Source organism: Pseudorhodobacter aquimaris (genome assembly GCF_001202025.1).
GTDB lineage: Bacteria > Pseudomonadota > Alphaproteobacteria > Rhodobacterales > Rhodobacteraceae > Pseudorhodobacter > Pseudorhodobacter aquimaris.
Genome location: NZ_LGHS01000010.1, coordinates 91,272 through 101,394, shown reverse-complemented (window position 1 = coordinate 101,394; position 10,123 = coordinate 91,272). Strand labels below are relative to the sequence as shown.

11 protein-coding genes are annotated in these 10,123 nt (G+C 58.7%); 7 read left to right on the top strand and 4 right to left on the bottom strand.

Annotated features, from left to right (window positions below):
* Both AKU94_RS01740 and AKU94_RS01735 read right to left on the bottom strand, forming a co-directional pair.
* The coding region (locus AKU94_RS01740) for a GTP-binding protein (protein ID WP_232295647.1) at positions 1 to 257 on the bottom strand (257 nt) is incomplete at its 3' end.
* A gap of 90 nt (positions 258 to 347) precedes the next feature.
* Positions 348 to 914 carry a hypothetical protein gene (locus AKU94_RS01735; protein WP_232295646.1) on the bottom strand — a complete coding sequence of 189 codons (567 nt, stop codon included), beginning with the start codon at positions 912 to 914 and terminating at the stop codon, positions 348 to 350.
* Between the two features lie 131 nt (positions 915 to 1,045).
* Here AKU94_RS01735 and AKU94_RS01730 point away from each other — a divergent pair, with 131 nt between their 5' ends.
* Positions 1,046 to 2,419, top strand: coding sequence for a cytochrome P450 (locus tag AKU94_RS01730; RefSeq protein WP_050525627.1), 1,374 nt, complete (start codon positions 1,046 to 1,048; stop codon positions 2,417 to 2,419).
* A gap of 9 nt (positions 2,420 to 2,428) precedes the next feature.
* Here AKU94_RS01730 and parC read toward each other — a convergent pair whose 3' ends face one another.
* Positions 2,429 to 4,732: a DNA topoisomerase IV subunit A gene (gene parC / locus AKU94_RS01725; protein ID WP_050525626.1), complete on the bottom strand. Its 2,304-nt coding sequence runs from the start codon at positions 4,730 to 4,732 to the stop codon at positions 2,429 to 2,431.
* Between the two features lie 191 nt (positions 4,733 to 4,923).
* On the opposite strand from parC, the gene AKU94_RS01720 reads away from it, so the two are divergent.
* The 6 genes from AKU94_RS01720 to AKU94_RS01695 all read left to right on the top strand — a co-directional run bounded on the left by AKU94_RS01720 (position 4,924) and on the right by AKU94_RS01695 (position 9,055).
* Positions 4,924 to 5,442: an SH3 domain-containing protein gene (locus AKU94_RS01720; RefSeq protein ID WP_050525625.1), complete on the top strand. Its 519-nt coding sequence runs from the start codon at positions 4,924 to 4,926 to the stop codon at positions 5,440 to 5,442.
* 47 nt (positions 5,443 to 5,489) lie between these two features.
* Complete coding sequence (locus AKU94_RS01715) at positions 5,490 to 6,317, top strand: SDR family oxidoreductase (RefSeq protein ID WP_050525624.1); 828 nt, start codon at positions 5,490 to 5,492, stop codon at positions 6,315 to 6,317.
* 75 nt (positions 6,318 to 6,392) lie between these two features.
* Complete coding sequence (locus tag AKU94_RS01710; protein WP_050525623.1) at positions 6,393 to 6,599, top strand: twin transmembrane helix small protein; 207 nt, start codon at positions 6,393 to 6,395, stop codon at positions 6,597 to 6,599.
* A gap of 3 nt (positions 6,600 to 6,602) precedes the next feature.
* Complete coding sequence (locus AKU94_RS01705) at positions 6,603 to 7,175, top strand: cob(I)yrinic acid a,c-diamide adenosyltransferase (protein WP_050525622.1); 573 nt, start codon at positions 6,603 to 6,605, stop codon at positions 7,173 to 7,175.
* A gap of 192 nt (positions 7,176 to 7,367) precedes the next feature.
* Positions 7,368 to 8,129 carry an electron transfer flavoprotein subunit beta/FixA family protein gene (locus tag AKU94_RS01700; protein ID WP_050525621.1) on the top strand — a complete coding sequence of 254 codons (762 nt, stop codon included), beginning with the start codon at positions 7,368 to 7,370 and terminating at the stop codon, positions 8,127 to 8,129.
* Complete coding sequence (locus AKU94_RS01695; protein ID WP_050525620.1) at positions 8,129 to 9,055, top strand: electron transfer flavoprotein subunit alpha/FixB family protein; 927 nt, start codon at positions 8,129 to 8,131, stop codon at positions 9,053 to 9,055. Before AKU94_RS01700 ends, AKU94_RS01695 begins: the two co-directional genes overlap by 1 nt.
* Positions 9,056 to 9,116: 61 nt before the next feature.
* Here AKU94_RS01695 and AKU94_RS01690 read toward each other — a convergent pair whose 3' ends face one another.
* Positions 9,117 to 9,950: a DUF6473 family protein gene (locus AKU94_RS01690; RefSeq protein WP_050525640.1), complete on the bottom strand. Its 834-nt coding sequence runs from the start codon at positions 9,948 to 9,950 to the stop codon at positions 9,117 to 9,119.
* Positions 9,951 to 10,123 lie beyond the last annotated feature (173 nt).

Here is a 10,123-nt window from a genome sequence, read left to right as displayed (position 1 = left end):
TTTTTCACATAGTCAGCGTGGCCGGGGCAGTCAACGTGGGCGTAGTGACGGTTTGCCGTCTCATATTCCACGTGCGCGGTCGAGATCGTGATCCCGCGTGCTTTCTCTTCGGGCGCGCCGTCGATCTGGTCATAGGCGCGGAAGTCGCCAAAATATTTCGTGATCGCAGCCGTCAACGTCGTCTTGCCGTGGTCAACGTGACCAATCGTGCCGATGTTTACGTGCGGTTTGCTACGTTCAAACTTTGCCTTTGCCATCGTGGAATGCCTCAAACATTGGGGGGGACCACAACGGCCCCCGTTCTATCTCGGGCGCGAGATATCCACTTCAGACGGGAAAATCAAGCTTCACTTCGATGAAACCGGCGCGTTCTTTGGTTTTGGCGGCAGGCCGAACCATTCAGGGTTCTCTGAAAGCCAGCGCTCAATCCGTTTGGCGGCGTTGAAGCTCAGTCTTTCCATCTGTTCTTCGGCGGTGCGCGTCAGGCCGGACCCGATCATCGTATCGCCGTCAATGCCTTCGAACACGGTGAATTGCTCGCCCTCATTCATCTTTTTACCAAGTGCATCATCCCAAAGCGTCGCCGTCACCACCAGCGCGGATTTGGGCGAAAGCACCAGCGGGATTCCGGGCGGGGCCAGCGCATAGGCATCCACCGACACGCCAAGGTTATAAAATTTATCCCCCTCATAGCGGCCCAGCCGTTTATCAAGCGCCGCTGTCAGGCTGTCATCCCAGTCTTGGGGATCGGCCTCGCGGGAAATCGGAACCTTTTGCGGGTTGTCGGCCACGACGATGTTATGGCCCAGCTTGAAATTGCCCAACTCCACCGGGGCCTCGACCACATTTTGCCCGCCGCAGGCCGTAAGAAGGCCGAGCGCAAGACTTATGGCAGTCAGACGGGCAATAATCATAGAATACTCCTTGGTCAAAACCTGACCCTCGGCATAGCCTTTGCAAAGGGACGGCGCAACCATGCCGGCTTTGCCTATGCACATAATGCCCTATATTGTGGTTCACAAACGTCAATTTATCAGAGACCGTGATGCAAGACCCGCCCCCCACGACGCCCCAAGAACGTACCCCTGCGCGGGTGCCCCTGCACAATGCGCCCTTGGGGATATTCGCCTCGGCCAAGGTCGGGCGGCGCAACGTGCTGGAGCTGATCCCCGAAATCGCGACCCGTCAACCGATGATCTCGGGGCGCACAGGCAAGCGCTGGCATATGGTGATGGAGCCGGGCGCGCTCAAGCGGATGTTGCGCGACAAGGTAACGGATTACCCGAAATCTACCGTCACCAAGCTGATCCTTGAAAAGGCCATCGGCGATAGCCTGTTTGTGGCCGAGGGCGCGGATTGGCTGTGGCAACGCCGCACGGCCGCACCGGTTTTCAGCCACCGCAATGTCGCAGCCCTTGCGCCGGTGATGACGGCCGCGGCGGAACGATCAAGCGCGCGGATTGCCGCTGCGGATGGGCGCGCGGCGGATATGTTTTCCGAAATGGTTGCCGCAACCTTTGAGGTGATTTCGGACGTCACGTTTTCGGGGGACGAAGAATTCGACCGCAATGCCGTCCACCGCGCTATCGAGGGTTTTATCGCGCAGGCGGCCAAGGTTTCGGTCCTCGATCTGATCGGGGTGCCTGGCTGGGTGCCGCGTCCGGGGCGGATGATGGCTGGGGCGGCAATGCGCGAGATGCGGCAAATCGCAGATAGGGCGATTGAGAGCCGCAAGACCGCGCCGCGCCATGATGTGCCGGACCTGCTCGACCTGCTATTGGCGGGCGAGGACCCAAAGAGCGGCCGCAAGATGACGACCGCAGAGCTACGCGACAACTTGCTGACCTTCATCGTGGCAGGGCATGAGACCACTGCGCTGACGCTCTCTTGGGCGCTATATCTATGCGCCTTTGACCAAGAGGTTCAGGAGGCCGCACGCACCGAAGCACAGGCCGTTCTAGGCGACCGTGCCGCGACGGCCGACGATGTCGCAAAGCTGCCCTTGATCCGCCGGATTATTGACGAGACCTTGCGTCTCTATCCCCCGGCCGCCTTCCTTTCGCGCACAGCGATGGTCGCGGATGAGCTGTGCGGGCGCGAGATAAGGGCGGGCGATACCGTGGTTTTGCCGATCTACGCACTCCACCGGCATCATATGCTTTGGGATAACCCCGACAAGTTCGACCCCTCGCGCTTTGAGGACCCCGATGCGATTGCGCGCTTTGCCTATCTGCCCTTTGGCGACGGGCCACGGGTCTGTATCGGCGCAAATTTCGCCTTGCAAGAGGCGGTGGTCATTCTGGCAACGCTCTTGGCGCGGCACCGCTTTACACCGGTCAAGGGCAAAGAGCCCGCGCCGGTGATGATCCTGACCCTGCGCCCCCAAGGCGGGGTCTGGCTGAATATTGAGACCTTATAAGCGGCGCGTTTAGTTGAACTTATTGTCCCGCGGAAAGCCACGCGGGGCCATCCGGCCGGCCGTTGCCCGTTTGGCGCGCCATTCGTCAAGCTCGCTCTGCGTGCGGGTGCGCCCTGCCGGATCTTTCCAGCTCAGCCCTTCGGCAAGGGTGAAGGTCGTCACATCCGACATCCCCCCGTCTTTGTATTTTTGCAGGCGCACGCCCTTGCCCTTGGCCATTTCCGGCAGCTCGTCCAGCGCGAACACCAGCACCTTGCGGTTCTCGCCCACCACCGCGATATGATCGCCCGTGACAGGCTTGACCACCACGGTTTTGGCATCGCCGCGCAGGCTTTGCACCTGTTTGCCGGCACGGGTCTGGGCCACCACCTCATCGGACGGACAGATGAAACCATCCCCCTCGGAGGAGGCAACCAGCAGTTTGACCCCCGCTTGATGGATCTTCAGATCGACAATCTCTGCCTCATTGGGCAGATCGACCATCAGGCGCACAGGTTCCCCCATGCCGCGCCCCCCGGGCAGGTTGGCCCCGAGGATGGTATAGAACCGGCCATTGCTGCCGACCAGAATGATCCGGTCGGTGGTCTCGGCATGGAACAGGAAACGGCCCTCGTCGCCGTCCTTGAACTTGGCCTCGGTATCAAGCGAGACATGCCCCTTCATCGCGCGGATCCAGCCCATCTTGGAGCAGATCACCGTGATCGGCTCACGCTCGATCATCGCCTCATAGGGGACTTCCTCGACCTCGCCGGCCTCGGCAAACATTGTACGACGCGCGCCTTGCGCCCAAGTTTTGCCAAAGGTTTTCTGAACTTCCCTGAGGTCGGCGCCGATCTGTTTCCACTGCAAACGCTCGTCCGCCAAAAGATCCACCAACCCCGCACGCTCCACAAGCAAGGCATCCCGTTCGGCGATCAGCTCCATCTCTTCGAGCTTGCGCAAGGACCGCAGGCGCATATTGAGGATGGCGTCGGTCTGAACCTCGGTCAGCGTGCCCTTGCCCGGCACAGGCGGGACATAATCCTTTTCCGACATGGCCCGTGGCGGGGTCAGCGACCAATCCTGCGCCATCAAGGCTCGTTTGGGGTCGGCGTCATAGCGGATGATGTCGATCACACGGTCAAGGTTCAAAAACGCAGTGATGAAGCCTTCGAGCACCTCAAGCCGGTGGTCGATCTTGTCCATCCGGTGCCGGCTGCGCCTTTGCAGCACATCGCGGCGGTGGTCCAGAAAGGCACGCAACACCTCTTTGAGGCTGCACACCTTGGGGGTGCGCCCGTCGATCAGCGTGTTCATATTCAGGCTGAAGCGGATCTCCAGATCAGAGCTTTTGAACAGCATCCCCATCAACATATCGGGATCAACCGTGCGCGTCTTGGGCTCAATCACCATGCGCAGATCCTCGGCGGATTCGTCGCGCACATCGCCAAAGATCGGGATCTTCTTGGTCTGGATCAACTCTGCCAGCTTCTCGATCAGCTTGGATTTCTGAACCTGATAGGGGATTTCGGTGACGACGATCTGCCATTGGCCACGGCCCAGGTCCTCCACCTCCCATTTCGCGCGCAGACGGAAGGACCCGCGCCCGGTGCGGTAGGCATCCATGATATTGCCGCGCGGCTCCACGATCACGCCGCCGGTCGGGAAATCCGGGCCGGGGATCAAACCCACCAGCGCGTCATCACCGACCGCAGGATCTTTGATCATGGCTTGGCAGGCGTCGATCAGCTCATGCAGGTTATGGGGCGGGATGTTCGTGGCCATACCCACGGCAATCCCCGACGACCCATTGGCCAAAAGATGCGGAAAGGCGGCAGGCATGACCACCGGCTCTTCCAGCGTGCCGTCATAATTGGGGCGGTAGTCGACGGCGTTTTCCGTCAATCCTTCCATCAGCTTTTCGGCAATCGCGGTCAGCCGCGCCTCGGTATAACGGCTGGCGGCGGGGTTATCGCCGTCGATATTGCCAAAGTTGCCCTGCCCGTCGACCAACGGGTAACGCACGTTGAAATCCTGCGCCAGACGCGCCATCGCGTCGTAAATCGCACTATCGCCGTGGGGGTGATAGTTCCCCATCACATCGCCCGAGATCTTGGCCGATTTACGAAAGCCTCCCGTGGGTGACAGCTTCAGCTCACGCATCGCATAGAGGATACGGCGGTGTACCGGCTTCAGACCATCACGCGCATCGGGAAGCGCACGGTGCATGATCGTAGAAAGAGCATAGGTCAGATACCGGTCGCCGATCGCGCGGCGCAGCGGTTCCGAGGTGGTCATGGGCGGTGTGTCGGGATCATCTGGCGAATGTGTCATGGTCAGCGGTGTAATGGCCCTGCGCGATACGGTCCAGCCGAAATCCCGCCAGCACTGTCAAGATCTGTATCGCAGGCGGGAATACTTGTGGATAAACCGTTTCCACGTCGATTTTGCGTATTTTTTGGCGGCCTAAGGTGCCATAGTACAACCATTAACGATTTGTAAAAGCGGGCAACAGGATAATTGCGATGTGGAAGTTGGTGGTTTTGCTGGGGATCGGCATGTTCGTTGTCCTGATGATAGGGGGCGAGGACAGAGGCCAGCTTCGGCAGGGCCGTGTCGGGGTTGATCCGGCAACAACCAAAGTGCTGCGCCCACCTCAGGTGGTGGAATCGCCCCCAACGCAAGAGGTCGCTCGGGCCGATGTCATCCCCGTCACCCTACAGAAACCAAAGCTGACAGGTCAGGCACCGGTTACGGGCCGCTTCGTGCTCTCCGGGGATCCAACAGACGCCGTCCCCGCCCAGAATGTCGCCGTCCAGACCGGTGCCAGCGCCCTGCCGGTGATGTATATCAACGCGTCTGCCGTAAATGTGCGTGGCGGGCCGTCAACCAGTCACAGTGTCGTCGGCCGCCTGACCCGCGACGAGGCTGTGGCCGTGGTGGCGCCGCCAAAGGATGGCTGGGTACAGATACGTATCGAGGGTGACGGGGTTGACGGATTTGTCGCCGCGCGCCTGCTAACCGATATAGACCCGCTTGATTGACCTTTTCCTACCATAGGCGCTAGGGCTTTGACAAAAGGGGCCTTGGCATGACACAAAAATCCATTTTGATCACCGGCTGCTCATCTGGCATCGGGCTTGACGCGGCCCGAACATTGCACGCGCAGGGATGGCGGGTGTTTGCGACTTGCCGCGCCGAGGCGGATTGCCAGCGCCTGCGCGACGAGGGGCTGGAAAGCTTTGTTCTGGATTATGACGATGAGACCAGCATCAAGACCGCAGTCGATGAAACCCTGCGCCGCACCGGCGGCACCCTCGACGCGCTTTACAACAACGGCGCCTTTGCCTGCCCCGGCGCCGTAGAGGATTTGCCCCGTGACGGGCTGCGCGCGATATTTGAGACCAATCTTTTCGGCTATCACGATTTGACGCGCAGGATCATCCCCGTGATGCGCAGACAGGGCCATGGGCGTATTATCAACTGTTCTTCGGTGCTTGGACTGGTCGGTATGCGCTGGCGCGGGGCCTATGTCGCGACGAAATTCGCAATGGAGGGGTTGACGGATGTGCTGCGCATAGAGATGCGTGGGACCGGCATCCATGTGGTGTTGATCGAACCGGGACCGATCCCCACCAGAATTCGTGAAAATGCCATTGTGCATTTTGAGCGCTGGATCAATTGGGAAAACTCGCCCCGCCGCGCGGAATATGAAGCGGTAAAAGCGCGTCTCTATACCGCCGGCGGACCCGACCGGTTCGAGCAACCCCCAAGCGCTGTCACCGGCAAGCTGATCCACGCGCTAGAGGCCGACCACCCCAAAGCGCGCTATTTTGTGACCTTGCCCACCTATCTGATGAACATCGCACGGCGCATTTTACCGACCGCCGCCCTCGACTGGTTGATCGCAAAAGGCTGAAGCTGCGGATTTCTGTTCGCTTTTTCCCCCGTTGCGCATACATCATAGCCAAAGCCGCAAAACCGGAGCCCCCTCATGTTAAACGATCCGCTTTTTATCATCGCCGCCATCGCCTGCCTTCTTGTTCTGGTTATTCTGGTGCTGGGCATCGGCAGCTTTGGCAAAGGCGGTGCGGGTGCGGCAAAACGCTCCAATAAGCTGATGCGCTACCGTATTTATGCGCAGGCGGTTGCAGTCGGGTTGATATTGCTGTTTGTCTTTATACGCAGAATGGGGGGATGATGCATGGTTGTACTGTCAAAGATCTATACCAAAACCGGCGATAAGGGCGAAACAGCCCTCGGAAATGGCGACCGCGTGGCCAAGCACAGTCTGCGGGTGTCCAGCTATGGCACCGTGGATGAGGCCAACGCCACCATTGGCCTTGCGCGGATGCATGCGACCGGTGATCTGGATGCGGCGCTGGCGCGGATTTCCAACGATATGTTCGATCTGGGGGCCGATCTTTGCACCCCCGACCGCGACAAGGATGCCCAAGCGCCCTATCCGCGCCTACGTATTATCGACGCGCAGGTTGAACGGCTTGAATCCGAGATCGACGAGATGAACAGCAAGCTGACCCCCCTGCGCAGCTTTATTCTGCCGGGCGGGACGGCCCTTGCCGCCCATTTCCATCTTTGCCGCACCGTGTGTCGCCGCGCCGAACGAATGACCGTGGAGCTGGCCGCACATGAGGATGTGAACCCTGCCGCCGTCACATACCTCAACCGCCTGTCGGACTGGTTTTTCGTGGCCGGCCGTATTGCCAATAATGACGGTGCGGATGATGTGCTTTGGGTGCCGGGGCTGACGCGCTGATCGGAAATGTTACGAATCCTATCAGTTCCGACGGGCGATTGGCATCTATCACCCCGTTTTCAAGTCGGAAAACGTAAGGATGTTGTCGCTAACATGGTGCTTTTGGACTGTTTATTCCTCGAACAAAATTATATCAAAGCGAAGAGCGTTTAAGGGGCCTTCTGCCCCACCCCAAACCAAGGAGTCCGCGCAATGAAGGTTCTTGTACCTGTCAAACGTGTGATCGACTATAACGTGAAAGTCCGTGTGAAGGCGGATGGCAGCGGTGTTGATCTTGCCAATGTCAAAATGTCGATGAACCCGTTTGACGAAATTGCCGTCGAACAGGCCATCCGGCTTAAAGAGGCCGGAAGTGTCGAGGAAGTCGTGGTTGTATCCATCGGCGTAAAGCAGGCGCAAGAAACCCTGCGCACCGCTTTGGCCATGGGCGCCGACCGTGCCATTCTGATCGTTGCTGCCGATAATGTTCATAATGACATCGAACCGCTGGCTGTGGCCAAACTGCTCAAGGCTGTGGTCGATGAAGAAGCCCCCGGCCTGGTCATCTGCGGCAAGCAGGCGATCGACAATGACATGAACGCGACAGGGCAAATGCTCTCGGCGCTGCTGGGCTGGTCGCAGGCGACATTCGCGTCCGAGCTGGCGATTGATGGCGACAAGGCCGTTGTCACCCGCGAAGTGGATGGCGGTTTACAAACCATCAAGGTGAACATGCCAACGGTCGTGACGGTTGATTTGCGCCTGAACGAGCCGCGCTATGCTTCGCTGCCCAACATCATGAAAGCCAAGAAAAAGCCTTTGGATGAAAAAACCGCCGCCGATTACGGCGTCGATGTGGCCCCGCGCCTGACGGTGGTCAAAACCGCAGAGCCGGCAGGCCGCAAAGCCGGTATCAAAGTCGGCTCTGTGGATGAGCTGATTGCAAAACTCAAAGACGAAGCGGGGGTTATCTGATGGCTGTTCTTCTTTTGGGTGAAGTGACCAACGGCACATTGAATGTCGACGCAACCGCCAAGGCGGTGATGGCGGCGAAACCTTTGGGCGATATCGTTGTGTTGTGTGCAGGTGCCTCTGCGGCAGATGCAGCGGCAGAAGCGGCGAAAATCTCTGGCGTGTCCAAGGTGCTTTGCGCCGAGGATGCAAGCCTTGGTCACCGTTTGGCAGAGCCAACAGCCGCGCTGATCGTTGATTTGGCCAAGGATTACAGCCACGTAATTGCACCCGCAACGACAGATGCGAAAAACGTGTTGCCACGCGTTGCGGCGCTTTTGGATGTGATGGTGATTTCGGATGTGACCTCGATTATCGACGCCGACACGTTCGAGCGTCCGATCTATGCCGGGAATGCGATGCAAACACTGAAATCCGGCGATGCGATCAAAGTCGCTTCGATCCGGACGGCCAGCTTTGATCTGGCGGAAATGGGCGGCTCTGCCCAAGTGGAGACCATCGGTGCGGCGGCAGATCCGGCGCTATCGTCCTGGGTCGAAGACAAAGTCGCTGAATCCGATCGGCCAGAGCTGACCAGTGCCGGGATCGTGGTTTCGGGCGGTCGCGGTGTCGGCTCCGAAGACGACTTCGCGATGATTGAGAAGCTGGCAGACAAGCTGGGCGCGGCCGTTGGTGCCTCCCGTGCGGCGGTCGACAGCGGCTATGCCCCGAACGACTGGCAGGTTGGCCAGACGGGCAAGGTTGTCGCCCCCGATCTCTATATCGCCGTTGGTATCTCCGGTGCGATTCAGCATCTCGCCGGCATGAAGGACAGCAAGGTGATCGTCGCGATCAACAAGGATGAAGAGGCGCCGATCTTTCAAGTGGCCGATTACGGGCTGGTTGCCGATCTGTTCACGGCGGTACCGGAGCTTATCGAAAAGCTGTAATCGATTTTTAAATCACTCAAAGGGGCGTCCTTCCCAGACGCCCCTTTTGTTTTAAGCGGTGTTACGCTGCAAGCAGTTGATTGATGCCCGCATTCAGCGCATCCGCGACCTCTCTATGAGCCAAGGGTCCGGGAACCCCCTCGGCGGCGTGCCGCTCCAGCGGGGAAAAGACCATATCGTCGATCCCTTCATGATTCGCAGCCTCGCTGGTGACGACCTCCATATAGGCACTGGCATGCTGGCGCAGCTGATCAATCATCCCGGTATGCACCAAAACAGGGTCCGAATAGGGGTTTGCATCGGCACGCGCCGTGCTTGGCGCATGATCTGCCATCCACAAAAGCAGCGTTTTCCCCTTGATGCTTTGCAGCAACAGGCTCATCCGCTCAACCCATACCGCCTGCAATTGTGCGGCCACCGCCACAAACCGATGCGGCGAGACCTGAAACAATGTTTGCAGCATATGCCGTGTAAAATGGAATTCCGTGAAATCCACATCCCGGTACATATTCTGAAGGCTTGGATTCGCCCGTAAAAAGCGGTCGTTCCGCCGAGGATGAACCGCATAGAAAGGGTTGGTCAAATTCGCGGCCCCTACGACCTGAACAATTGTCAGATCGGCCCCCGACGCTATGTCCAGGGCCTCGGGATCTTTCAAAAAGACATCCGGCCCGGCATTCATGCAGCCAAGGTTGACCACCGGCATGCCGGTTTGTGCCGCCACCAAATCCGGAAACGGGTCCTTGACAAATTTCCCATAGGTTTCCGTACCCCCGATTGTCACAAAATACGGCCGCACAAGATTGTGCTTTGGTCCCCGGAAAGAAAGTTTCGATGTACCATAGCGGCACGTTTGATAGTCGAGCGGAACATCGCTCGGATACACATAGGCCATTTCACCCACCATTTATTTTCAACACCCAAGTTCGAGAGTGACGCAGAGTCCTTTCAAAATGGCTAAATCCTGAATTTGTCACGAATTCTCAGGATTTTCGCGGAATCTGCATCTTTGGGACACGCGGCCTTGCACGCCCCCCCGCACCGCGCATATGCTCCGCAATGACAGGA

What these genes read in the sequence shown, in the direction of transcription:
- AKU94_RS01735 (WP_232295646.1), bottom strand. Translation starts at nt 914, where the DNA reads ATGATTATTGCCCGTCTGACTGCCATAAGTCTTGCGCTCGGCCTTCTT.
- AKU94_RS01730 (WP_050525627.1), top strand. Translation starts at nt 1,046, where the DNA reads ATGCAAGACCCGCCCCCCACGACGCCCCAAGAACGTACCCCTGCGCGG.
- parC (WP_050525626.1), bottom strand. Translation starts at nt 4,732, where the DNA reads ATGACACATTCGCCAGATGATCCCGACACACCGCCCATGACCACCTCG.
- AKU94_RS01720 (WP_050525625.1), top strand. Translation starts at nt 4,924, where the DNA reads ATGTGGAAGTTGGTGGTTTTGCTGGGGATCGGCATGTTCGTTGTCCTG.
- AKU94_RS01715 (WP_050525624.1), top strand. Translation starts at nt 5,490, where the DNA reads ATGACACAAAAATCCATTTTGATCACCGGCTGCTCATCTGGCATCGGG.
- AKU94_RS01710 (WP_050525623.1), top strand. Translation starts at nt 6,393, where the DNA reads ATGTTAAACGATCCGCTTTTTATCATCGCCGCCATCGCCTGCCTTCTT.
- AKU94_RS01705 (WP_050525622.1), top strand. Translation starts at nt 6,603, where the DNA reads ATGGTTGTACTGTCAAAGATCTATACCAAAACCGGCGATAAGGGCGAA.
- AKU94_RS01700 (WP_050525621.1), top strand. Translation starts at nt 7,368, where the DNA reads ATGAAGGTTCTTGTACCTGTCAAACGTGTGATCGACTATAACGTGAAA.
- AKU94_RS01695 (WP_050525620.1), top strand. Translation starts at nt 8,129, where the DNA reads ATGGCTGTTCTTCTTTTGGGTGAAGTGACCAACGGCACATTGAATGTC.
- AKU94_RS01690 (WP_050525640.1), bottom strand. Translation starts at nt 9,950, where the DNA reads ATGGCCTATGTGTATCCGAGCGATGTTCCGCTCGACTATCAAACGTGC.